We start from the raw sequence: 23,522 nt of genomic DNA, 5'->3' as shown, positions 1-23,522 counted from the left end.
AGGTGTCAAATAAAATACGTCATGTTCAAATAGTGGGACGATCCGACATCAGCGCGCGACAGGCATCGTGAACTCCGCCCCCTCGACAATGCTTTCGGGCCAACGCTGCATGATCGACTTCTGCTTGGTATAGAAGCGCACGCCTTCCTCACCATAGGCGTGCATGTCGCCAAACAGGCTGCGCTTCCAGCCGCCAAAGCCGTGCCACGCCATCGGCACCGGGATCGGGACGTTGATGCCGACCATACCCACCTGCACCTGACGCCCGAATTCGCGCGCGAGATGGCCGTCGCGGGTGAACAGCGACACGCCATTGCCGAATTCATGATCGTTGATCAGCTGCAGACCCTTGGCAAAGCTGTCCACGCGCAGGCAGGACAGGACGGGCCCGAAAATCTCCTCGCGATAGATTTTCATGTCCGGCGTCACCCGGTCGAACAGCGTGGCCCCCAGCCAGAAGCCGTTCTCATGCCCCGGAACGGTGAACCCGCGCCCATCGACCACCAGATCGGCCCCCTCGGCCACCCCCGCCTCGATATAGCTTGCGATGCGGTCCCGCGCGGCGGCGGTGACGATCGGCCCCATCTCGGCTTCGAGATCGGTGCCGTTTCGGATCTTCAACGCCTCGGCCCGCGCCTTCAGGGCCGGGATCAGACGGTCGCCCGCATCGCCCACCATCACTGCGACCGAGATCGCCATGCAACGCTCGCCCGCCGATCCGAAACCCGCGCCGATCAGCGCATCCGCCGCCTTGTCCATATCGGCGTCGGGCATGATCATCATGTGGTTCTTGGCCCCGCCCAGCGCCTGCACCCGCTTGCCCTGCCGCGCCCCGGTCTCATAGATGTAGTTCGCAATGGGGGTCGATCCGACGAAGGACACGGCCTTCACGTCGGGATGCGCCAAGAGCGCGTCCACCGCCACCTTGTCGCCCTGCACCACGTTGAACACGCCTTCGGGAAAGCCCGCCTGCACCATCAGATCGGCCATCAGCAACGAGGCCGAGGGATCCGTGGGCGACGGTTTCAGAACGAAGGTGTTGCCCGTCGCGATGGCCACGGGGAACATCCACATCGGCACCATGACCGGAAAGTTGAACGGCGTGATCCCCGCCACCACCCCGAGGGGCTGGCGCAGGGTCCAGTTGTCCATGCCCTGCGACACCTGTTCGGTGTAATCGCCCTTCAGAAGCTGCGGAATGCCGCAGGCGAATTCGATGATGTCGATCCCGCGCTCCACCTCACCCTGCGCGTCGGTGAAGACCTTGCCATGTTCGGCGGTGATCGCGTGGGCCAGATCGTCCTTCTTCGTGCGCACCAGCGCCAGAAACGCGTTCATCAACCGCGCGCGCCGGATCGGGGGCGTATCGCGCCACGCGGGAAACGCCGCCTTGGCCGCCGCCACCGCGCGGTCGACCGTTTCGGCACGGGCCAACGCCACCTGCCCGGTCACGGCGCCGGTGGCCGGGTTGGTCACGTCCTGGGCGGGGGCGTCGCCATCCGCGACGGGCACCCCACCGATGTGATGGCCGATGCGGGCGAGGGTGCTGTGATGATCCAAGGTGTCCTCCGTCAGGTGATGTCAGCCGGTCGTCAAGGCCTCTGCCCACTTTTGTAGGCAGAGGTCGTGGCCAAAGCAAACCCCCCACGCGTCGGGCCGCCCCTTGTCGAACCGGACCACGCCGGGCATGATGACGGCCGGAGGAACGACCCGAATGCGCATGATCCTGATCCTGGCCCTGTGCGGCCTCACCGCCTGCGGGGCCGCGTCGCGGAACGCCAGCGGCGACATCCTGGTCATGGGCGATTCCGTTCTGGCTTGGAACAACGGCGCGGTGGGAAAGACGATCGGCGCCGATCTGGACCGCCCCGTCATCACCCGTGCCCGCGCCGGGGCCCGCATGATGCCCGGCGCGGCCGCGGCGCTGGTGGGGCTGAGCATTCCGAACCAGTTGCCGGACGGTCGCTGGAACTGGATCGTGATGAACGGCGGGGCCAACGATCTGGTGGGAACCTGCGGCTGCGGCCCGTGCGAGGCCGAGATCGACGCGCTGATGTCGCCCGATGCCACCGCGGGGGCCATTCCCGACCTGATCGCGCGCGCCCGCCGCACCGGCGCAAGTGTCATGTGGATGGGGTATTATCAGGCGCCGCAATCGGCCTCGTTCGCGGGGTGCAGCGCCGCGCTGGGCAAGCTGGAAACCCGCATCGCCACCTATGCCCGCGCGCATGACGGGGTGTATTTCGTTGATTCCGAAGCGGTGATGCCCCCCTCCGATCCGGGGCTTCTTGGCCCGGACCGGACGCACCCGTCCGCCCGCGGCTCGGCGATCCTGGGGACGTTTCTGGCCCGCGCCCTTGCGCGCTGAAGGGCGTGCCCCCTCACGCCTGCGCGATGACGGTGAAATTCGCCTTCCGGTTCCGCGACAGACGCCTATGGTCGCGGCACGGAATGCAAAGGGCGACAGATGACGGGACGGGTATGGGCGGCGCTGGCCGCGGCGGGATCGGGGGCGCTGCTTCTTGGGGCGCTGGCCTTCCAGTATATCGGCGGGCTGGCCCCCTGTCCGATGTGCCTTTATCAGCGTTGGCCACATCTGGCGGCGGTGATCGTGGGGGCCGTGGCGCTGGCGATGCCGCGCCCGTGGTTGATGCGGATCGGCGCGCTGGGCCCGCTGACCAGCGCGGCCATCGGCATCTTTCACACCGGGGTGGAACGGAAATGGTGGGAGGGCCCGGCCAGCTGCACCGGTGCGGGCAACGCGCTGTCCGGTCTGTCGGGGGCCGACCTTCTGTCCACCGACGCGCCCGTGCATCTGGTGATGTGCGATCAGGTCGCCTGGTCGATGTGGGGGCTGTCGATGGCGTCGTGGAACGCCATCCTGTCGCTGGTCCTCGTGGCCGTCTGGCTGATCGCGGCGCGGGCGTCAGCCAAGCCGCGCGTGTTGCTGTAAGGCATAGCGGTCGGTCATCCCCGCTACATAATCGGCAACGTGGCGGGCGAATTGCACCTCGTCCCCCTCGGGCAGGCCCTGCCGCCATTCGGCGGGCAGAAGCGCGGGGTTGGCCATGAACAGGCCGAACAGCCCGTCCACCGCCTCGGTCACCCGGGCGCGCTCCACCATCACGGACGGGGCGCGATACATGCGGGTGAACAGAAAATGGCGGATGACTTTCAACTCCTGATACATCGGCTTGGAAAAGCGGATGACCGTCTGATCCATCGCCCGGATGTCTTCCACCGATTTCGGGGCGGCGGCCTCCAGCCGGTTCTGGGCGATGTGGATCACATCTTCCACCAGCGCACCGAACACGCGCCGCAGCGCCTCATGCCGTCGGCGCGAGGGGTCGAGGCCGGGATAAAGCCGGTCCACCGCCGCAAAGGCCGGGCCGGTGATCGGCAGGTCCATCAGATCGTTTTCGTCGAACAGGCCCGAGCGCAGGCCGTCATGCAGGTCGTGATGGGAATAGGCGACGTCATCGGCAATCGCCGCCACCTGCGCCTCGGCGCTGGCGAAGGTGTGCAGCTCCAGATCCCATTCGGCATTCGCCTCGGCCAGCGCATAGGGCAGATCGCCGGTCACCGGACCGTTGTGCTTGGCGATCCCCTCCAGCGTTTCCCATGTCAGGTTCAGGCCGTCGAATTCGGCGTAATGCCGTTCCAGCTTCGTCACGATCCGCAGCGCCTGCGCGTTGTGGTCGAACCCGCCATAGGGGGCCATCAGACGGGCCATCGCATCCTCGCCCGTGTGGCCGAAAGGGGTGTGGCCCAGATCGTGGGCCAGCGCGATCGCCTCGGCCAGATCGGTGTTCAGGCCCAGGACCCCGGCGATGGTGCGCGCCACCTGCGCCACCTCCAGCGTGTGGGTCAGGCGGGTGCGGTAATAATCGCCCTCATGCTCCACGAACACCTGGGTCTTGTGCTTCAGACGGCGAAAGGCCGACGAATGAATGATCCGGTCACGATCCCGCTGAAAGGCCGAACGAAAGGAGGAGAGATTTTCGCCGTAAAGCCGCCCACGCGACTGTGCGGGCTGGCAGGCATAGGGGGCGGTCATAAATCGGCCTGTTCTTGTTCGTCGTTTTACTGCATCCTATATGGGGTCTACCGCAGAAATGACACGGATTTTCGCCATGGAGATGACACTCCCCCCCCGCGTGACGGACCGGGCCTTCGCCCGCCTGGCCGAAATTGCCGAGGATACCGGCCACGCCCGCCCCCTGCGCGTGGCGGTGGAAGGCGGCGGCTGTTCGGGGTTCCAGTATGACATCAAGCTGGACGACGCGACGGACGACGATCTGGTGCTGGAAAAGGACGGCGCGCAGGTGCTGGTTGACAGCGTGTCACTGCCCTTCCTGTCGAATGCCGTGATCGATTTCACCGAGGAACTGATCGGCGCGCGCTTCGTGGTGCAGAATCCGAACGCGGCGTCGTCCTGCGGCTGCGGCATCAGCTTTTCGATGTGATTGCGCGGCGCGCTTCGGCGTCGTAAGCCTGTGGCCATGAAAATCGCGACATTCAACATCAATGGCGTCAAGGCCCGGATCGAGGCGCTTCTGTCCTGGCTGGACGAGGCGTCGCCCGACGTGGTGCTGCTTCAGGAAATCAAATCCACGGATGAAACATTCCCGAGAGAGTTGATCGAGGACAAGGGCTACCGCGTCGAAACCCACGGGCAGAAGGGCTTCAACGGGGTCGCGATCCTGTCCCGCCTGCCGTTGGAGGATGTGGTGCGCGGCCTGCCCGGCGATGAGACGGACGAACAAAGCCGCTGGATCGAGGCGACGGTGATCGGGGATCGTGCCGTGCGGGTCTGCGGCCTCTATCTGCCCAACGGCAACCCCGCGCCGGGGCCGAAATACGATTACAAGCTGGCGTGGATGGCACGGATGGAAGCGCGGGTGGCCGAACTTCTGACCACCGAGGAGCCGTTGGTCTTCGCCGGCGACTATAACGTCATTCCCCAGCCCGAGGACGCGGCCAAGCCCGATGGCTGGCGCGAGGATGCGCTGTTCCTGCCGGCCACCCGGGCCGCCTTCCGCCGGATCGTGAACCTGGGCCTGACCGAGGCGTTTCGCGCCCGTGTTCAGGGGCCGGGGCATTATTCGTTCTGGGATTATCAGGCGCAGGCGTGGCCGCGCAACAACGGCATCCGCATCGATCATCTGCTGCTCTCGCCGCAGGCGGCGGATCTGATGACGGATGTGGCGATCGACCGGGACGTGCGGGCGGGCGAAAAACCGTCCGATCACGTTCCCGTCTGGATCGAGCTTGCGGCCTGAACCGCGTCGTAATCGTAGATCCAGTCGTATCGGCGCAAAGGGGCTTCGGGCGCGATCCGCCCGGCCAGACGCAGCGCCGCCTGCGCCGCCAGCCGCATGGCCCCGCCCAGATGATAGTTGCGCGCGTTCGCGGCCGCCACGGCCACGATGCGGCGGCACCGCTGCGCCCGCAGCGCCTGATAGGTTCCGCCCGCCCGATCCGGCGGCAGGCCGTCCAGACAGGCGGCCAGTACCCAGGCATCCTCCAGCGCCATGTTCGCGCCCTGCGCCATGAAGGGCAATGTGGGATGCGCGGCGTCTCCGGCCAGAAACACCCCGTCCCCATGCCACCGCGCCGCCACGGGATGCAGGAACAAGCCCCAAAGATACGGCTCGGCCACAGGGTCCAGCCATGCGCGCACCCGCGGGCAGAAGCCTGCGAAGGCGCGCTGAAGATCGCCCGACGCGTCACGGGCCGACCAGCTTTCGGCGGCCCAAGTGCCGCGTTCCTCCACCGCCACGATGTTGCGCAGGGCCCCCCCGCGCAGGGGATAGGTGACAAGATGCCGGCCCGGGCCCATGAAGACCTCCGCCTCGGGCGGACCGTCATCGCCGGGAATCGTCGCGCGCCAGGCAACATGGCCGCTGAAGGTCGGGGCATCGGGGCCGTTCAGGCCGCTGCGGAACCGGGAATGCAGGCCGTCGGCCGCGATGGTGATCCCCTGCGCCACGGTCGCCGTGCGCCCAAGGTGCAGTCGCGCGCCCGCCGCCTCCGCCCCCGCCGCAAGAATATCGATCAGATCGGCGCGGTGCGTCATCCGCCAGGCCCGCGCGCCCAAGGCCATCCGCAGGACCGCCCGCCCCGAAGGGCCGTCGCGCAAGGTGACCGCCCGCCCCTGCGGCAGGTGATCCACGTCCAGCCCCAAAGCGTCCAGCACCCGCAGACCGTTCGGCGCGATCTGCAACCCCGCCCCCACCTGCGTCAGCGCGGGGGCCTGCTCCAGCACATCCACCGACCACCCGCGCCGGGCCAGCGCACACGCCGTGGCAAGGCCCGCAACCCCGGCCCCGACAATGGTGGCGTGACGGGTCATGTCAGTCGTCGCGGTGAACCTTCTCGCGCCGCTCGTGCCGTTCCTGCGCCTCAAGCGTCATGGTGGCGATGGGCCGCGCGTCCAGACGTTTGAGCGAGATCGGCTCGCCCGTCATCTCGCAATATCCGTATTCGCCATTGGCGATCCGGCGCAGGGCGGCGTCGATCTTGGACACCAGCTTGCGCTGCCGGTCACGCGTGCGCAGCTCCAGCGCACGGTCGGTTTCCTCGGAGGCGCGGTCGGCGATGTCGGGGACGTTGCGACCGGATTCCTGCAGACCTTCGATCGTTTCGGCGCTTTGTTCCAGAAGTTCGGCCTTCCAGGCAAGCAGCTTGCGGCGGAAATATTCCAGTTGCCGGTCGTTCATGAAGGGTTCCGACTCGGCGGGTCGATAATCGTCCGATAGACACAGTTCTGCTGTCATGGCTGCCTTTCCGCAGACCGGGCCCACAGCACGGCGAGACCCGGCGCTCCTTTTCCCCGCGTTCGCTTACTCCTTTGACGGGTCTTTGTCACTATCGCATGAAACGGACCCGGCCCTTTTGCGAAACGGGCCGCGCCTTCGGGGCGAACCGCCCGATTTTGCGGCACCGTCCGAACCGCATTCCGGGGGATGCCCCTTGGCGGTGGCCCGAAAATCGTTATCAAGGGGGCACGGATCGGCACATCGCCCAAACCGTCACGGCCAGGGGTGCTTCATGCGTTTCCGTCTTCTCCTTCTTGTTCCTCTGCTAACCTCCTGTGCGGCGCCGCAGACGGACAGACCCCTGCCCGACGTGCCGCCGATCACCGACGCGCTGCCCCCGATGAAGACGTTCGGCGCGGTGAACCCCGTCCCGGCCCAGCGCAGCAACGCCGAAATGGCGCGAGATTTCCTCGACCTGTCCTTCGCCATGGAAAACGGCGACCAGCTTGCCGTCATGAGCCGGTTCGAGGGCCCGATCACCGTGGCCATCCGGGGGCCCGCGCCGGCGACCGCCTCGGCCGATCTGGACCGCGTTCTGGCCCGGATGCGGCGCGAGGCGCGGCTGCCGATTTCGCGCACAACGGGCGCGGCCTCGGTCAGCATCGAATTCGTGCCCGTGGCGCGGATGCGCGGCATCGCCCCCACCGCGGCCTGTTTCGTCGTGCCGGGGGTGCGCACCTTTGACGAATATGCCGCCAATCTGCGCAGCCCCGATCTGGACTGGACCCGTCTGACCACCCGCACGAACGCCGCGATCTTCATCCCGTCGGACGAAGCGCCGCAAGAGGTGCGCGACTGCCTGAACGAGGAGTTGGCGCAGGCGATCGGCCCGTTGAACGATCTTTATCGGCTGCCCGACTCGGTCTTCAACGACGACAATTTCCACGGCATCCTGACCGGCTTCGACATGCTGATGCTGCGCACCTACTACGCGCCGGAACTGCGCAGCGGCATGACCCGCGCGCAGGCGGCGGAGGTGGTGCCGACCCTGCTGCGCCGCTTCAACCCCAAGGGGGCCTTTTCCGCCCCGCAGATCCCGCCCGACACGCCGCGCGCCTGGATCCGCGCGATCGAAACGGCGTTCGGCCCGGACGGCAGCACCGCCCGCCGTCACAGCGCGGCGCAGCGCGCGCTGGCCATCGCGCAGAAACAGGGCTGGACCGACAATCGGCTGGGGTTCAGTTGGTTCGCCCTGGCCCGGCTGAGCCTTGATCGCGACGTGCCCACCGCGCTGAGCGGGTTCATCGAGGCGGCGCGCGCCTTCCGCGCCCTGCCCGACAAGGGTGTGCACACGGCGCATGAGGATATGCAGATGGCGGCCTTCGCCCTCGCCTCCGGGCAGGCCGAGGCGGCGATCCTGCTGACCGACGTGGCCCTTCCGGCGGCGCGGCAGTCGGAAAATGCGGGGCTGATGGCCACCCTACTGATGATGCGGTCCGAGGCACTGCGCCTGTTGGATCAGCCCGCCGCGTCCCGAGACGCGCGGCGCGAGGCGTTGGGTTGGGCGCGCTTTGGCTTCACCGATGACGCGGATGTGCGGCAGCGGATGGGCGACATCCAGGCCCTGTCGCCGGACCGCGTCAGCCCGTAACCGCCTTTGCCAGACGCGGCAGGCGCACGCGTTTCAGCAGCGCCCGAAGGGACACCTCCGCCCCGGCCATCTCCTCGGCGCGGGCGTGGACGCGGGCCAGAACCGCGCCCACCGCCTTGGGATCGTGGGACCACATCTCCCACAGAACGCTGTCGGGGGCGCGACGCTCCACCCCTTCGGCGCGCAGCACGTGTTGGGGGAAATCGCCCGCGTTCAGGGTGATGATCGCATCGGCGCTGCCGGTGATCGCGGTGGCCAGAACGTGGATGTCGGCGGGGTCGGGCAGATGAAGGCGTCCCTCCAGCCCCGGCCGGGGCGGCACCTTGGCGTTCGGGAATTGCGCGTCCATCGCGGCGGCCAGATCCCGCGCTGCATCCCCAAAGCCCTTGCGGCGGGCGGCGCGGGCCCACTCCTCCAGAATCCGGTCGGACCAGAGCGGCTGATACAGCCCCCGCGCCGCGCATCCCAGAAGAATGTCGCGCAACACCGGCGGAAAGATCACGCAGGTGTCAAGGACCGCCCTCACCCGTCCAGCCGGAAGAACAGCGCCTTGAGATAGCCGCTTTCGGCCAGTTGCGGCAGGGTCGGATGGTCGGGCCCGGCATATCCGGTATGGATCAGCTGCCCCCGCCGCCCCCCGCGCCCGATCCCGCGGGCCGAGGCGTTGCGGAACGCCGACAGATCGGCGGCATGGGAACACGAACACAGGACCAGATACCCCCCCGGTGCCACCAGAGGCGCCGCCAGACGGGCAATGCGTTCATAGGCGCGCAGCCCCGCCTCCAGCGCCGGTTTGGCGGGGGCGAAGGCGGGGGGATCGCAGATGACCAGATCGAAGGTCTGTCCCTCCTGCCCCAACTCCTCCAGCACGGCGAAGGCGTCGCCCTGACGGGTGGTGAACCGATCCGCGGCCCCGCTGGCCCGCGCCCCTTCGGTCGCAAGCGCCAAGGCCGGGGCCGAGGCATCGACGGCCAGGGCCGACTGCGCCCCACCCGCCAGCGCGGCCAATGCGAACCCGCCCACATGGGTGAACACGTCCAGCACCCGCGCATTCAGGGCCAGCCTTGCGGCAAAGGCGTGGTTGGGCCGCTGGTCATAGAACAGACCGGTCTTCTGCCCGCCCGTCAGATCGGCCATATAGGTCGCGCCGTTCATCGGCACCGGCACCGGACCGTCCAGCGTGCCGTTCAGGACAACCGTCTCCTCCGCCAGCCCCTCCAGACCCCGCGACCGGCCCGAGCCGTTCTTGACGATGACGCGCACCCCCGTCACGTCGGTCAGCGCCTGCGCCAGAAGGTCCAGATGATCCTCGGCCCAGGCCGCGTTCGGCTGGATCACGGCGGCATCGCCAAAGCGGTCGATCACCACCCCCGGAAGGCCGTCCGCCTCGGCATGAACCAGACGGTAGAAGGGCGCGTCGAACAGCCGTTCGCGCAAGGCCAGCGCGCGTGTCAGGCGGGCGCGAAACCAGTCGGCGTCGATCCGCGCCGCCGGATTTCGGTCCAGCATTCGCGCGATGATCTTCGATCCGGTGTTGACGGTGACAAGGCCCATCGGACGCCGTTCGCCATCCTCCAGCACGGCCAGCGCGCCTTTGGGCAGGGCCTGCGTGCGGCGGTCGGTCACAAGCTCATCGGCATAGACCCAAGGGAACCCGTGACGGATCGCGCGGGCTTCGGCCTTGGGTTTCAGGCGGACGGTGGGATAGGATGCATCATTCATGGCTTCCGATTACCATATTCGTGGGCCAGCGGAAGGGGTGCCCTTTCCCTTCGCGGCAGTTACCGCTAACGTCTGCCCGACATCTTGGACATGAAGCCCTTGCGCCCCATGTTGAACGACACAGCCAGAGGTGGTTCGACCCATGACACTGAACAGCACACTCGACCGTGTGACCGACCGCATCCGCGAACGTTCGGCCAAGACCCGCGCCGCGTATCTCGACCGCATGGCCACGGCGGCCGGCAACGGCCCGCATCGCGCGCATCTGACCTGCGGCAACCAGGCCCACGCCTATGCCGCGATGGAAGAGGACAAGGCCGCCCTGGCCGATGGGCGCGCGCCCAATATCGGCATCGTCACCGCCTATAACGACATGCTGTCGGCCCACCGCGTGTATGAGGATTATCCCAAACACATCCGCGAGGTGGCCCGCAAGGTGGGGGCCACGGCGCAGGTCGCGGGGGGCGTTCCCGCCATGTGCGACGGGGTGACCCAAGGCCAGATCGGGATGGAACTTTCGCTTTTCTCCCGTGATGTCATCGCGTTATCGGCGGGTGTTGCCATGTCGCATGACGTGTTCGATGCCGCGCTTTACCTGGGGATCTGCGACAAGATCGTGCCCGGTCTGGTGATCGCGGCGGCGACCTTCGGGCATGTGCCGTCGATTTTCGTTCCGGGCGGTCCCATGACCTCGGGCCTGCCGAACGACGAGAAGGCCAAGGTCCGCAACCGCTTCGCCGCGGGCGAGATCGGGCGGGACGAGCTGATGGCCGCCGAAATGGCCTCCTATCACGGGCCGGGGACGTGCACCTTCTATGGCACGGCAAACTCCAACCAGATGCTGATGGAGTTCATGGGGCTTCACCTTCCGGGGGCCAGCTTCGTGAACCCCTACACCCCCCTGCGCGACGCGCTGACAACCGCGGCGGTGGAGCGGGCGGCGGCGATCACCGCCCTTGGCAACGATTACCGCCCCGCATCGGACATTCTGGACGAACGCGCCTATGTCAACGGGCTGGTCGGGCTGATGGCGACGGGGGGGTCGACGAACCTCGTGCTGCACCTGCCCGCCATGGCCCGCGCGTCAGGCGTGATTTTGGACCTTGAGGATTTCGAGGACATTTCCTCGGTCGTGCCGCTGATGGCCAAGGTCTATCCCAACGGGCTGGCGGATGTGAACCACTTCCACGCCGCGGGCGGCCTTGGATACATGATCGGCCAGCTTCTGGACAACGGCCTGCTGCATGGCGATGTGAAAACCATCCTGGGCGACGGTCTGGATCTGTATCGTCAGGATCCCAAGCTGATCGACGGAGAGCTGACCTGGGCCGAGGGCCCGCAGGAGACGTTGAACGACAAGATCCTGCGCCCCGCATCGGACCCGTTCCAGGCGACCGGGGGGCTGAAGCAACTGGCAGGCAACCTGGGGCGCGGCGTGATGAAGGTGTCGGCCGTGGCGCCCGAGCGTCATGTGATCGAGGCGAAAGCCCGCGTCTTCCGCGATCAGGCCGAGGTCAAGACGGCCTTCCGCAACAACGAATTCACCGACGATACGGTCGTCGTCGTTCGGTTCCAGGGCCCCAAGGCGAACGGGATGCCCGAACTGCACTCGCTGACGCCGATCCTGTCGGTGTTGCAGGATCGCGGCCTGAAGGTGGCGCTGGTGACAGACGGCCGGATGTCGGGCGCGTCGGGCAAGGTCCCGGCGGCGATCCACATCGCGCCCGAAGCGGCAAGCGGCGGACCGCTGGCGCGTGTCCGCGACGGTGACCGCCTGCGGGTGGATGCGGTGTCCGGCCAGCTTGACGTGCTGGAGGCCGATTTCGAAACCCGCGATCCGGTGACCGAGGATCTTTCCGCCAATCGGCACGGCCTTGGGCGCGAGCTGTTCGAGGCGTTTCGTCAGCATGTGGGCAACGCCACCGAAGGCGCGGCCGTCGTTATCTGAAAGGAAGACCATGACCCCGGAGCAGCAAACCGTGGCGACCGAGGCCCTGTGCCGCCGCGCGCCGATTATCCCCGTCCTCGTGATCGAGGACGTGGCCCACGCCGCCCCCTTGGCCAAGGCGCTGGTGGCGGGCGGGCTGGTGGCGCTTGAGGTGACGTTGCGCACCCCCGCCGCGCTGGACGCGATCCGCGCGATGTCGGATGTTGAAGGCGGCGTGGCCGGGGCGGGAACGCTGCTGACGCCCGCCGACGTGAAGGCGGCGGTGAAGGCGGGGGCGAAGTTCGGCGTCTCGCCCGGGGCCAGCGACCGCGTGATCGGCGCCTGCGAGGATGAGGGCCTGCCGCTGTTGCCCGGCGCGGTCACCGCGACCGAGGTCATGGGCCTTCTGGAACGCGGCTATGGCATGATGAAGTTCTTCCCTGCCGAAACCTCGGGCGGGGCACCGGCGCTCAAGGCCCTGTTCGGTCCGATCCCGCAGGCCAAGTTCTGTCCGACGGGCGGCGTCTCCATGAAGAATGCGCGCGATTACCTTGCCCTGCCGAACGTTCTTTGCGTCGGCGGAAGCTGGTTCGCGCCGAAGGAGGATCTGGCGGCGGGCAACTGGTCGCGGGTGACCGACCTCGCACGGGAGGCGGCGACCATCCGGGGTTAAGGATCGCCCCGACCCCTCGGATTTGACAGGATATTCCGGAATATCCAGTCCACCTTTGCGATCAGGTCGGCATGACGTGCCGTGCCGACCTCGCGGAACAAAAAGGCCTGCACCCCCTCGGTCGGGTCGGTCAGGGCGGACGCCCCCAGCAGACGTTCGGCGGCGCGCAGGTGCCACAGAACGGTATCGGCGGCGACAAGGTCGGCATGGGCATCTGCCGAAATCCGGCCCGTCTCCAGCCCGACATCCAGTTGCGCGCGCAGCGCCCGTTCGGCAGAGGCGCCGTCCAGAGCGCAGAACTCCGCCAGCAGTTCCAGATCCATCAGCCGCCCCGGCCCGTTGCGCACATCCCACGGCCCTTTCGGCGGTTTGGCCGCCGCCAGCCTGCGCCGCATATCGGCCACGTCGCCCGGCACCCGGGGGTCTTTCCCACGCACGGTCAGGACCTCGCGGCGCAGCGCCTCCACCCGCCGGGTAAGGGCGGGATCGCCCGCAATGGGGCGGGCGCGGGTCAGGGCCAGATGCTCCCACGTCCACGCCTCGTTCATCTGATAGGTTTCGAACGCGGCCAGCGCGGTGGCCACCGGACCCTGCCGTCCCGACGGGCGCAGGCGCATATCGGCGGAATAAAGATGCCCCTCCGCCGTCTGGGCGGTCAGCGCCGTCAGCAGCGCCTGGGTCAGCCGTGCGTAATAGGCCTTGGCGACCAAGGGCTTGGGGCCGGAACTTTCCTCCCCCGCATCGCTGTCATGGATGATCAGCAGGTCGAGGTCGGATTTCGCGTGCAACCGTCCGGCCCCCAGGCTTCCCATCCCCAGCATGACCGCCCCGCGCCCGGGCGGCGGGCCGTGGCGGCGCGAAAACTCGGCCACCACCGCCGGCCACAGCCCCGCGATCACCGCCCCGGCCAAGTCGGCATAGTGCGCGCCCGCCTGGGCGGAGGTGACAAGGCCGCGAAGGTGGTGCACCCCGATGCGGAAATGGTGATCCTTCATCCAGCGTCGGGCGGCGTCCAACTGCCCCTCATATTCGGGAATCGCGCGCAGCCGGGCGGTCAGGTCGGCCTGCAATGCCGCCTCACCCGGCCAGGGGGCGAAGAAATCCCCGACGATCACCGCATCCAGAACTTGCGCGTTGCGCGACAGGTATTCGGCAAGGTCGGGGGACATGGACGCAATATCGACCAGCAGGTCCACCAGTTGCGGATTTGCGTCGAAAAGCGAAAAGATCTGCACACCCGACGGCAAGCCGCGCAGGAATCCGTCAAAGGCCAGAAGGGCCCGCTCCGGGTCCGGCGCCCCATGCAACCGGGCCAGAAGCTGGGGCCGCAGGCGACGGAAAACCGACTGCGCCCGCGACGACCGCAGCGCGGGATAGGCGGCCCAGCGGGTGACGATCTCCCTCATACGCTCAGGAATGTCGGGATCGGCGGGGGCCTCGGCCGGCGCGAAGAAGGCCTCCGTCCGATCGGCCGTCCGCGTCAGCCGTTCCAGAATGCCGTCATGGAACGCCTTCGGTGTCTGGCCCGACAAATGCGCCGCGCGGGCGAACATGTCGGGGTCGACGGGCACGCGGTGGGTCTGCTGATCGCCGATCATCTGCAACCGATGCTCCACCTCGCGATGCGCGCGGTAAAGCGTGGTCAGTTCGGCCGCGTCCCCGGGCGTGATCCAGCCCGCCTGCGACAGGGCGGCCAGCCCGCCCACGGTCGTGGGCACCCGCAACGACGGGTCGCGCCCGCCGGAAATCAGTTGTCGGGTCTGGGTATAGAATTCGATGTCGCGAATGCCGCCACGCCCCAGTTTCATGTCATGCCCCTCCACCCGCAGGGGGCCGTTCAGCCCCTTGTGGTCGCGGATGCGCAGGCGCATCTCATAGGTGTCGTCGATGGTCGCGAAATCCAGATGCTTGCGCCAGACGAACGGCGCGATCGCCGACAGGAACCGCCGGCCCGCCGCGATATCCCCCCCGCACGGCCGCGCCTTGATATAGGCGGCGCGTTCCCAGGTGCGGCCCTCGGCCTCGTAATAAGATTCGGCGGCGCGGATCGACAGGCAGACCGGCGTCACCGCCGCATCTGGGCGCAGGCGCAGATCGGTGCGGAAGACATACCCCTCGGCGGTGTTGTCCGACAGCATCGCCGCCATGCGCCGCGTGGCACGGATGAAGGCGGTGCGCGCCTGCGGCGGATCGTCATGCGCCGCATCGTCGAACAGGCATACAAGATCGATGTCGGAGGAGTAGTTGAGTTCCCCCGCCCCCATCTTGCCCATGGCCAGCACGACCATGCCCGCCGCATCGGGCAGGTCGGGCAGTTTGCCGCGCCGGATTTCGGCCTGCACCAGATGGTGCACGCACAGGTCCACCGCGCGGTCGGCCAAGGCGGTCAGCGCGCCGGTCACCTCCTCCAGCGTCCAGACGCCCCCAAGGTCGGCCAAGGCCGCCAGCAGCGCCACGCGCCGCTTCATCTGCCGCAGAAGAGACGGCAGGCCCGCCAGATCGCCGTCGCGGGCCAGTTCCTCCCGCAGGGCATCTTCAGGCGCCTGCACCGCATCGCGCAGCCAGCCCCCCTCCTTGCGCAGCATCTCACGCAGGAAGGGGCTGGCGCTGGCGGTGTTGGCGACCAGATCGGCCAGATCGCCACCGCCCCAGTCGGTCCGGAGATCCGCCGCGATGTCGGCGTCGTGGGGCAAAGGCAGGCGGGTGATGCGTTGGGCCAGGGTCATGCCGCATTGTTTCGCGAAGCGGGGCGCGCGGCAAGTATGTAAACATTCTTAACATCGGCCCCTTGCGCCGGGGGGGCGGCATCCCGATCTTGGGGATGTGAAAGCGCTTCACATCAACCGTAAACAGGGAGACGCCCTCATGAACCTTTCGTCCACGGCCGCGTCCGGCGGTCTTCTGTCCTGGCCCCGTCAGGCCGAGGCCTGGCTCGATGCCCGCGGCAAATTCGCCTGGATCGCCGCCATGGTCCTTGGTTTCATCTTCGTGTGGCCCGTCGGCCTCGCGCTTCTCGCCTATATGATCTGGAGCAAACGCATGTTCAGCCGTTCCACCTGCGCCACCCGCGCCAAACAGATGTTCACCTCTGCGAAATCCAGCGGCAACAGCGCCTTCGATTCCTACAAGGCCGACACGCTGCGCCGGTTGGAGGATGAGCAGGTCGCCTTCGAATCCTTCCTGCAACGCCTGCGCGAAGCCAAGGACAAGCAGGAGTTCGACGCCTTCATGGACGACCGCGCGAAACGCCGCGACGATCTTCCGGCGACGACCCCGTCCGACGCCTGAGCCCTGACCCGTGCGGGCGGCCCCTGCGCCGCCCCCTTGCCCCGGAGGACCGATGACCGCTGCCCCAATGATGGACGCCCTGCCCGACCCCGACCTTCATGCCGAATTCTATGACGGTGTGGTCACCAAACGGTTTCTGGCCTGGCTGATCGACATCACGTTCATCTTCGTGCTGACCCTGATCGCGCTGCCGTTCACGCTGTTCATCGGTCTGTTGTTCTATCCCATCCTGTTCGTGACGGTGGGCGTTCTTTATCGCTGGTGGTCGCTGGCGCGGAAATCGGCCACGCCGGGGATGCGCATCTGCGGCATCCATTTCCTGAACCGCGACGGCGATCCTCTGGGCCCGGTCGAGGCGGCGCTGCATGTTGCGGGCTATGTCCTGTCGATGGGCACGTTCCTGGTGCAGGTCCTGTCGATCGGCCTGATGCTGATGACCCCGCGCCGTCAGGGCCTGACGGACCTTGCGATGGGCACCGTGGCGATCAACCGGGCGGCATAGGAACAAAATCGTCATACCCGCTTGGCGAAGGCGTTTCGCAGCGTTACCTTTGTCGCGAAACGCCTTCCCGCCGGACCCCCATGCGCCACACCCTTCCCATCGCGCCGCAGTTCTATGTGACCGCCCCCCAGCCCTGCCCCTATCTTGACGGGCGGATGGAGCGGAAGCTGTTCACGGCGCTGCAGGGCGATCAGGCGCAGACGCTGAACGATTCGCTGTCGAAACAGGGGTTCCGGCGGTCGCAGAACGTGCTTTACCGCCCGTCCTGCGCGGATTGCAGCGCCTGCATGTCGGCGCGCATCCGTGTGGCGGATTTCGAACCGAACCGCACCCATCGCAAGATTCTGCGCCGCAACGGCCATCTGCGCCGCAATCCCACGGCCCCCTGGGCGACCGAGGATCAATATGCGCTGTTCCGCCGCTATCTGGACGCGCGTCATGCGGCGGGCGGCATGGCGGATATGGACATCTTCGAATTCGCCGCGATGATCGAGGAGACGCCGATCCGCAGTCGCGTCATCGAATATCAGGGCGAGGATGGTCTCGCCGCCGTCTGCCTGACCGATGTGTTCGATGACGGGCTGAGCATGGTCTATTCCTTCTACGATCCCGATCTCGCGGCCAGCAGCCTCGGGACCTACCTGATCCTCGACCATGTCGCCATCGCGCGTGAGGCGGGGTTGCCCTATGTCTATCTGGGATATTGGGTGCCAGGCAGCCGCAAGATGGGCTACAAGGCGACCTTCCCGGCGCTGGACATCTTCAAGGACAACTTCTGGCAGGACATCGGCGATCCCGCCGACCACGACGCCGCCCGCCATCCACAGCGTGTCGATCCCATCGCCGAACAGGTGGCCCGCATCGCCCTGCCCGACGCCCGGCGCGGCTGATCCATCAAATTTCCGACAACTGCCCCCTTTTCCCAGGGGCCTTCGCGCATTATGATCATGCGCGCAGTGCCGGGCCCCTCTGGCGCAGCGTGATGCTGCGTGATGTCGGAACTGCTCCAACTGAAAATGGAGAATGGTCCCGGCAATGGAATCCGCGTCCTTTTTTACCCAACACTTTCTCGACACGCCGGTCTGGTTCTGGTTCGCCTTCTTGGCGGTGGTGATCGTCATTCTGGTCTTCGACCTTGGCTTTCTGCACAAGGAGCAGAAGGAGATCAGCGCGAAGGAAAGCTTCCTTCTTTACGGCATGTATGTGCTCGTGGCCTGTGCGTTCGGCGCATGGGTCTGGTTCGTCCGCGGCTCGCAGGCGGGTCTGGAATTCTTCACCGGCTATATCATCGAACAGTCGCTGGCGATGGACAACATCTTCGTCATCGCGTCGATCTTCGCCTTTCTGGGCGTGCCGCGGCTTTACCAATACCGCGTCCTGTTCTGGGGCATCATCGGCGTTCTGGTGTTCCGTGCGATCCTGATCGGCGTCGGCGTGGCGATGGTCAATGCGTTTGAACCGATCCTTTACGTGTTCGGCGCCTTCCTGATCTTCACCGGCTTCAAGATGTTCAAGCAGGTGGATGAGGATAACGACCTTGAAAACAACAAGATCCTGAAATTCCTGCGCAAGCGGTTCCGCATCACGCCGGAATTCCACGGCAACAGCTTTCTGGTCCGTCAGCCCCACCCGCGCACCGGCAAGGTCGTCCTGTGGCTGACCCCGCTGGCCGTTGCCTTGATCATGGTGGAGATCGTGGACGTGATCTTCGCGGTGGACAGCGTTCCCGCGATCTTCGCGATCACGCAGGATCCGTTCATCGTCTACACCTCGAACGTGTTCGCCGTTCTGGGCCTGCGGGCGCTGTTCTTCGCCCTGTCGGCGGCCATGGCGCGCTTCCGGTATCTGCAGACCGCGTTGGCGATCGTGCTGATCTATGTCGGGATCAAGATCACGCTTGTGCCGATGGGATACCACATCGACACGCTGATCTCGCTGGTCATCACCATCGGGACGCTGGGGGCGGGCATTGCCTATTCGCTGTGGAAGACTCGCAACGATCCCCCGCTGGAAGAGCAGATCGATCCCGTCCCGCGCGAGGCGCTGCGCAGCGACGATGCGCCGAACCCCTGATGTAAAAAAGGCCCGCGATGCGGGCCTTTTTCTTATTGCTGGACCGCGACCTTGACCATCCGGTCGGCATCCGCCGGCGGCTCGCCCCGCGTGATGGCGTCCACCACGTCCATACCTTCGATCACCTGCCCCACGACCGTGTATTGGCCGTTCAGGAAATCGCCCGGCGCGAACATGATGAAGAACTGGCTGTTGGCCGAATTGGGGCTTTGCGAACGTGCCATGCCGACGGTGCCGCGCTGGAACGCCTTGTCCGAGAATTCGGCCGGAAGATCGGGAAGATCGGACCCGCCCATGCCGGACTGCCGCGTCACGGCACCCTTGCCGAATTCGACATCGCCCGTCTGCGCCATGAACCCGTCGATCACGCGGTGGAACACCACGTCGTCATACTCGCCCGCTTGGGCCAGTTGCACGATCTGCGCCACATGCTTGGGGGCCACATCGGGAAACAGGTCGATCACGACCTGCCCGTTGGCGCCGGATCCCGCCACGTCGATCACAAGGTTCGGGCCCGGGCCGTCCGTCTGCGCAAAGGCGGCCCCGGCCATCGCCGCAAATGCGGCGGCAAGAAGCGCCTTACGCATCGGCGGCCACGCGCACCTTGATCATGCGGTCGGGCGATGCCGGCGGCTCGCCCCGCACGATCGCGTCCACATGCTCCATCCCCGAGATGACCTGACCATAGACGGTGTATTGCCCGTTCAGGAACGAGTTGTCGTTGAAGTTGATGAAGAACTGGCTGTTGGCCGAATTCGGGTTGGCCGAGCGCGCCGCGCCCAACGATCCGCGCGCATGTGGCACCTTGGAGAATTCCGCCGGAAGGTCCGGCATGTCCGACCCGCCCGTGCCCGCGCGGCGAATGTCGAAGTTTTGTTCGGCATTGCCGTTCGCCACATCGCCGGTCTGGGCCATGAAGCCGTCGATCACGCGGTGGAACACCACGTTGTCATAGGCGCCGGCGCGGGCCAGATCCTTCATGCGCTCCACATGCCTGGGGGCCACGTCGGGCAGCAGCTGGATGACGACATCGCCGCCTTTCAGCGTCATGATGATGGTGTTCTCGGGATCGGTGATATCGGCCATCTGGGCCTCTCCTTCTTCGATGATGGGCGCAACGTAATGCGGCGGGGCGCGCAAGAAAAGGCGGGAACGCGCGTTCCTGCCTGTTGACGGGGCCGATGACGGGTGCAACTTGATCATCAGCAGACAGGAGAACCCGATGGGCTGGAAAACGCTGGACGACATGGACGTGGACGGCAAGATCGTGCTGGTGCGTGTGGATGTGAACGTGCCGATGGACGACGGCATCGTCACCGACGCGACCCGGATCGAAAAGATCGTCCCCACCGTCCGCGACATCGTCCAGGCGGGCGGCACGCCGGTGCTTCTGGCCCATTACGGCCGCCCCAAGGGCAAGGTCGTGCCGGAGATGAGCCTTGAGGCCATCCTGCCCACGCTGGAGAAACATCTGGGGATGCGCGTGATCTTCGCGCGCGATTGTGTGGGCGACGCCGCCCGCACGGCCATCGAACAGGCGCGCGAGGGCGAGGTCGTCCTTCTGGAAAACACCCGCTTCCACGCGGGCGAGGAGGCGAACGATCCCGCGCTGGCGCTGGCCTTCGCCGATCTGGGCGATATGTATGTCAACGACGCGTTTTCGGCCGCCCACCGGGCCCACGCCTCCACCGAAGGGGTCGCGCGGCTTCTGCCGTCCGCCGCCGGTCGGCTGATGGCGGCGGAACTGAAGGCCCTTGATGCGGCGCTTGGCACACCGAAGCGGCCCGTGGTGGCGGTGGTCGGCGGGGCCAAGGTCTCCACCAAGCTGGAACTGTTGGGCAACCTTGTGACCAAGGTCGATCATCTGGTGATCGGCGGCGGCATGGCGAACACCTTCCTTGTGGCCCAGGGGATCGAGGTCGGCAAAAGCCTGGCCGAACGCGATATGGCCGACACGGCGCGCAGCATTCTGGACAAGGCCAAGGCGTCGGGCTGCACCGTTCACCTGCCGGTGGACATCGTCGTCGCGCGGGAATTCAAGGCCGGGGCCGCGTCGGAAACCGTGGACGTGAACGCCTGCCCGGGGGACGCGATGATCCTGGATGCCGGTCCGTCCACCGTCGCCGCCCTGCGCGAGGTGTTTGAGGCGTCCGCGACCCTGATCTGGAACGGCCCCCTTGGCGCGTTCGAGATCGAGCCCTTCGACGCCGCCACCAACGCCGCCGCCCGCATCGCCGCCGAACAGACGCAGGCGGGCAAGCTGATCTCCGTCGCGGGGGGCGGCGACACGGTGGCCGCGCTGAACAAGGCGGGGGCTGCGGCGCAGTTCACCTACATCTCCACCGCCGGGGGCGCGTTCTTGGAATGGATGGAAGGCAAGGACCTGCCCGGCGTCACGGCCCTCAACGCCTGATTTCCGCCGGTTTCAGAAAATTTTCCCCTCTGCTCCGGTATGTTAGCGTCATCATGATTGCCAGTGCCGGGGTGGCCCCCTACACCCATACTCACAGTGCTATTGAGGAGTAGTCCATGCGCGCGTCCAGAACCGTCCAACGTATTCTTGCCAATTACGAAGGCGAGAACGCCGGCGTCAAAGGCAACCTTTGCCGTATGCTGATGGAAGGGAAGCTGGGTGGCACCGGCAAGATGATCATCCTGCCGGTCGATCAGGGTTTCGAGCACGGCCCCGCCCGCAGCTTCGCCCCGAACCCGGCGGGCTACGACCCCCACTACCATTACAAGCTGGCGATCGATGCGGGCATGTCGGCCTATGCCGCGCCGCTGGGGCCGCTGGAAGCGGGCGCCGACACCTTCGCGGGCCAGATCCCGACGATCCTGAAGGTGAACTCGGCCAACAGCCTGATGTCGGACACGGCGGGCAAGAACCAGGCGGTCACCGCTTCGGTCGATGATGCGCTGCGTCTGGGCTGTTCGGCCATCGGCTTCACCATCTATCCCGGTTCCGACATGGCGCTCGACATGTTCGAAGAGATCGTGGAGATGCGCAAGGAAGCGGCCTCCAAAGGCATCGCGACCGTCATCTGGTCCTATCCGCGCGGCGAAGCGGTGACGAAGGACGGCGAAACGGCGATCGACGTCGCGGCTTATGCCGCCCATGTGGCCGCCCTTCTGGGCGCGCACATCATCAAGATCAAGCTGTCCACCGATCACCTGATGCAGCCGGAGGCCAAGAAGGTCTATGACGCACAGAAGATCGACATTTCGGACATGGCCGCCCGCGTGAAGCATTGCGTCGAAGCCTCCTTCGCCGGTCGCCGGATCATCGTCTTTTCGGGCGGCGCGACGAAGGGCGAGGATGCGGTCTATGACGACGCGCGCGCGATTCTGGCCGGCGGCGGCAACGGGTCGATCATCGGGCGGAACTCGTTCCAACGCTCGCGCGAGGATGCGCTGGCGATGCTGGCGAAGCTCGTCTCGATCTACAAGGGTCAGGCCTGATCCGGGCCGCGGGTTTCCCCGTTCGGGAAACCCTTTACCTTTCGGCGGTGCGCATGGCATGATTGCGCACCGCCGCCTGATCGAGTGCCCCCATGTCCACGAACCGTCCCGCGCTTGGCGCCACGATCTATTTCATGCTTCTGGCCACGCTTGGCCTCTATTTCGTCTTTGCGGCGGTTCAGGGGGATTACGGCGTCTTCCGTCAGGTCCAGATCCGGGCAGAGACCGAGCAGCTGGAACTTGAGCGCGACCGCCTGCAGGCCCAGCTTGATGTGATCGAGAACAAGACGCGGCGGCTGTCGGATGAATATCTCGACCTTGATCTGCTGGACGAGCAGGCCCGCGACATGCTGGGATTCCTGCGCCCGGATGAGATCGTGATCCGCTGATATTTTGCCCCTACACTCCGCGAACAAAATGCTGTAGGAAATAGTTTAAGGCTAAACTATTTCCGCTTTTGGTGGAGGAGGACGCAATGGCACCCCAAAATCCGGCCGAGAAACCGAACATTTCCAAGGAAGAACTCCTTGGCTTTTATCGCGACATGCTGCTGATCCGGCGGTTCGAGGAGAAGGCCGGCCAGTTGTATGGCATGGGCCTGATCGGTGGGTTCTGCCACCTTTACATCGGACAGGAAGCGGTGGTCGTGGGCCTTGAGGCCGCGGCGAAGGAAGGCGACAAGCGCCTGACCTCCTACCGCGATCACGGCCACATGCTGGCCTGCGGCATGTCCGCCAACGGCGTGATGGCGGAACTGACCGGGCGTGAGGGGGGCTACTCCAAGGGCAAGGGCGGCTCCATGCACATGTTCAGCCGCGAGAAGCACTTCTACGGCGGCCACGGGATCGTCGGCGCGCAGGTGCCGATCGGCGCAGGTCTGGCCTTTGCCGATGCCTATCTGGAAAACGGCGGCGTGACCTTCACCTATTTCGGCGATGGCGCGGCGAACCAAGGTCAGGTCTACGAGACCTACAACATGGCGCAGCTGTGGAACCTTCCGGTCATCTTCGTGATCGAGAACAACCAGTATGCCATGGGCACCAGCGTGAAACGTTCGACCAAGTCGCCCTCCTATTGGGAACGCGGCGTGGCCTACGGCATCGCGGGCGAGGCTGTGGACGGCATGGACGTCCTGGCGGTCAAGGCGGCGGGCGAAAAGGCCGTCGAGCATTGCCGCGCGGGCAAGGGTCCGTATATCCTTGAGATGAACACCTATCGCTATCGCGGCCATTCCATGTCCGACCCTGCGAAATACCGCAGCCGGGACGAGGTGGAGAAGATGCGGTCCGAAAAGGACCCGATCGAGCATGTGCGCGAATTGCTGACGCAAGGCGGCCACGCGACCGAGGATGACCTGAAGGCCATCGACAAGGAGATCAAGGCGGTCGTCAACGAATCCGCCGAGTTCGCCAAGGAAAGCCCCGAGCCGGCGATTGCCGAGCTTTGGACCGACATCTACGCGTAAG

At 66.2% G+C, this 23,522-nt stretch carries 24 protein-coding genes; 15 read left to right on the top strand and 9 right to left on the bottom strand.

Annotation, left to right across the window (positions count from 1 at the left end; all coding sequences use genetic code 11):
• Positions 1 to 48 precede the first annotated feature (48 nt).
• Positions 49 to 1,560 (bottom strand): CoA-acylating methylmalonate-semialdehyde dehydrogenase, encoded by a 1,512-nt coding sequence (locus tag MU449_RS05240; protein WP_280517631.1) that lies wholly within the window; start codon positions 1,558 to 1,560, stop codon positions 49 to 51.
• Positions 1,561 to 1,714: 154 nt separating this feature from the next.
• Here MU449_RS05240 and MU449_RS05235 point away from each other — a divergent pair, with 154 nt between their 5' ends.
• Positions 1,715 to 2,368 carry an SGNH/GDSL hydrolase family protein gene (locus MU449_RS05235; protein WP_244736946.1) on the top strand — a complete coding sequence of 218 codons (654 nt, stop codon included), beginning with the start codon at positions 1,715 to 1,717 and terminating at the stop codon, positions 2,366 to 2,368.
• Between the two features lie 99 nt (positions 2,369 to 2,467).
• Complete coding sequence (locus MU449_RS05230; protein ID WP_244736945.1) at positions 2,468 to 2,953, top strand: disulfide bond formation protein B; 486 nt, start codon at positions 2,468 to 2,470, stop codon at positions 2,951 to 2,953.
• Here MU449_RS05230 and MU449_RS05225 read toward each other — a convergent pair.
• A complete protein-coding gene (locus MU449_RS05225) occupies positions 2,927 to 4,057 on the bottom strand; it encodes a deoxyguanosinetriphosphate triphosphohydrolase (RefSeq protein WP_244736944.1) in 1,131 nt (376 codons plus the stop codon). The genes MU449_RS05230 and MU449_RS05225 overlap by 27 nt on opposite strands.
• Positions 4,058 to 4,139: 82 nt before the next feature.
• Here MU449_RS05225 and MU449_RS05220 point away from each other — a divergent pair, with 82 nt between their 5' ends.
• Positions 4,140 to 4,466, top strand: a complete 327-nt coding sequence (locus MU449_RS05220) for a HesB/IscA family protein (RefSeq protein ID WP_244738965.1) — start codon at positions 4,140 to 4,142, stop codon at positions 4,464 to 4,466.
• 36 nt (positions 4,467 to 4,502) lie between these two features.
• On the top strand, positions 4,503 to 5,282 hold the full coding sequence (gene xth, locus MU449_RS05215; RefSeq protein WP_244736943.1) for an exodeoxyribonuclease III: 780 nt from the start codon (positions 4,503 to 4,505) through the stop codon (positions 5,280 to 5,282).
• Here the strand turns inward: xth and MU449_RS05210 are convergent.
• Together MU449_RS05210 and dksA are read right to left on the bottom strand one after the other, a co-directional pair.
• Positions 5,249 to 6,355 carry an FAD-dependent oxidoreductase gene (locus MU449_RS05210; protein WP_244736942.1) on the bottom strand — a complete coding sequence of 369 codons (1,107 nt, stop codon included), beginning with the start codon at positions 6,353 to 6,355 and terminating at the stop codon, positions 5,249 to 5,251. The two genes, xth and MU449_RS05210, sit on opposite strands and share 34 nt — an antisense overlap.
• A gap of 1 nt (position 6,356) precedes the next feature.
• A complete protein-coding gene (gene dksA / locus MU449_RS05205) occupies positions 6,357 to 6,779 on the bottom strand; it encodes an RNA polymerase-binding protein DksA (RefSeq protein ID WP_244736941.1) in 423 nt (140 codons plus the stop codon).
• Positions 6,780 to 7,053: 274 nt separating this feature from the next.
• Between dksA and MU449_RS05200 the strand changes: the two genes are divergently transcribed.
• Positions 7,054 to 8,412 carry a DUF2927 domain-containing protein gene (locus MU449_RS05200; protein ID WP_244736940.1) on the top strand — a complete coding sequence of 453 codons (1,359 nt, stop codon included), beginning with the start codon at positions 7,054 to 7,056 and terminating at the stop codon, positions 8,410 to 8,412.
• Here MU449_RS05200 and MU449_RS05195 read toward each other — a convergent pair.
• Both MU449_RS05195 and MU449_RS05190 read right to left on the bottom strand, forming a co-directional pair.
• The gene (locus MU449_RS05195; RefSeq protein ID WP_244736939.1) at positions 8,402 to 8,938 is read right to left on the bottom strand and encodes an RSP_2648 family PIN domain-containing protein; all 537 of its coding nucleotides are present in this window, start codon (positions 8,936 to 8,938) and stop codon (positions 8,402 to 8,404) included. The genes MU449_RS05200 and MU449_RS05195 overlap by 11 nt on opposite strands.
• Positions 8,935 to 10,134 (bottom strand): RSP_2647 family RNA methyltransferase, encoded by a 1,200-nt coding sequence (locus tag MU449_RS05190; RefSeq protein WP_244736938.1) that lies wholly within the window; start codon positions 10,132 to 10,134, stop codon positions 8,935 to 8,937. The genes MU449_RS05195 and MU449_RS05190 overlap by 4 nt, the downstream gene beginning before the upstream one ends.
• Before the next feature lie 142 nt (positions 10,135 to 10,276).
• Here MU449_RS05190 and edd point away from each other — a divergent pair, with 142 nt between their 5' ends.
• Both edd and eda read left to right on the top strand, forming a co-directional pair.
• Complete coding sequence (gene edd / locus MU449_RS05185) at positions 10,277 to 12,082, top strand: phosphogluconate dehydratase (protein ID WP_244736937.1); 1,806 nt, start codon at positions 10,277 to 10,279, stop codon at positions 12,080 to 12,082.
• 10 nt (positions 12,083 to 12,092) lie between these two features.
• A complete protein-coding gene (gene eda / locus MU449_RS05180; protein WP_244736936.1) occupies positions 12,093 to 12,734 on the top strand; it encodes a bifunctional 4-hydroxy-2-oxoglutarate aldolase/2-dehydro-3-deoxy-phosphogluconate aldolase in 642 nt (213 codons plus the stop codon).
• Here the strand turns inward: eda and MU449_RS05175 are convergent.
• Entirely contained in the window at positions 12,731 to 15,460 is a 2,730-nt protein-coding gene (locus MU449_RS05175; protein WP_244736935.1) for a [protein-PII] uridylyltransferase family protein, read from the bottom strand. The two genes, eda and MU449_RS05175, sit on opposite strands and share 4 nt — an antisense overlap.
• Positions 15,461 to 15,599: 139 nt before the next feature.
• Here MU449_RS05175 and MU449_RS05170 point away from each other — a divergent pair, with 139 nt between their 5' ends.
• The 4 genes from MU449_RS05170 to MU449_RS05155 all read left to right on the top strand — a co-directional run bounded on the left by MU449_RS05170 (position 15,600) and on the right by MU449_RS05155 (position 18,597).
• Complete coding sequence (locus tag MU449_RS05170) at positions 15,600 to 16,022, top strand: DUF2852 domain-containing protein (RefSeq protein WP_244736934.1); 423 nt, start codon at positions 15,600 to 15,602, stop codon at positions 16,020 to 16,022.
• Positions 16,023 to 16,074: 52 nt separating this feature from the next.
• Entirely contained in the window at positions 16,075 to 16,524 is a 450-nt protein-coding gene (locus MU449_RS05165) for an RDD family protein (protein ID WP_244736933.1), read from the top strand.
• Positions 16,525 to 16,604: 80 nt separating this feature from the next.
• Entirely contained in the window at positions 16,605 to 17,414 is an 810-nt protein-coding gene (locus MU449_RS05160; protein WP_244736932.1) for an arginyltransferase, read from the top strand.
• Between the two features lie 145 nt (positions 17,415 to 17,559).
• Entirely contained in the window at positions 17,560 to 18,597 is a 1,038-nt protein-coding gene (locus MU449_RS05155; protein WP_244736931.1) for a TerC family protein, read from the top strand.
• A 32-nt stretch (positions 18,598 to 18,629) separates the two neighbouring features.
• Here the strand turns inward: MU449_RS05155 and MU449_RS05150 are convergent, their stop codons facing one another.
• Entirely contained in the window at positions 18,630 to 19,184 is a 555-nt protein-coding gene (locus MU449_RS05150) for a peptidylprolyl isomerase (protein ID WP_244736930.1), read from the bottom strand.
• Positions 19,177 to 19,683: a peptidylprolyl isomerase gene (locus tag MU449_RS05145; protein WP_244736929.1), complete on the bottom strand. Its 507-nt coding sequence runs from the start codon at positions 19,681 to 19,683 to the stop codon at positions 19,177 to 19,179. The genes MU449_RS05150 and MU449_RS05145 overlap by 8 nt, the downstream gene beginning before the upstream one ends.
• Before the next feature lie 136 nt (positions 19,684 to 19,819).
• On the opposite strand from MU449_RS05145, the gene MU449_RS05140 reads away from it, so the two are divergent.
• The 4 genes from MU449_RS05140 to pdhA all read left to right on the top strand — a co-directional run bounded on the left by MU449_RS05140 (position 19,820) and on the right by pdhA (position 23,521).
• Positions 19,820 to 21,010 carry a phosphoglycerate kinase gene (locus tag MU449_RS05140; RefSeq protein ID WP_244736928.1) on the top strand — a complete coding sequence of 397 codons (1,191 nt, stop codon included), beginning with the start codon at positions 19,820 to 19,822 and terminating at the stop codon, positions 21,008 to 21,010.
• 116 nt (positions 21,011 to 21,126) lie between these two features.
• Complete coding sequence (locus MU449_RS05135; protein ID WP_244736927.1) at positions 21,127 to 22,056, top strand: class I fructose-bisphosphate aldolase; 930 nt, start codon at positions 21,127 to 21,129, stop codon at positions 22,054 to 22,056.
• A gap of 92 nt (positions 22,057 to 22,148) precedes the next feature.
• Positions 22,149 to 22,445, top strand: coding sequence for an FtsB family cell division protein (locus MU449_RS05130; RefSeq protein ID WP_244736926.1), 297 nt, complete (start codon positions 22,149 to 22,151; stop codon positions 22,443 to 22,445).
• Positions 22,446 to 22,531: 86 nt separating this feature from the next.
• Complete coding sequence (gene pdhA / locus MU449_RS05125; protein ID WP_244736925.1) at positions 22,532 to 23,521, top strand: pyruvate dehydrogenase (acetyl-transferring) E1 component subunit alpha; 990 nt, start codon at positions 22,532 to 22,534, stop codon at positions 23,519 to 23,521.
• The last annotated feature ends 1 nt before the right edge of the window (position 23,522 follow it).

It is taken from the genome of Falsirhodobacter halotolerans (assembly GCF_022899245.1).
GTDB classification, from domain to species: Bacteria; Pseudomonadota; Alphaproteobacteria; order Rhodobacterales; family Rhodobacteraceae; genus Falsirhodobacter; species Falsirhodobacter halotolerans.
This window is presented reverse-complemented; position numbering and strand designations above follow the sequence as displayed.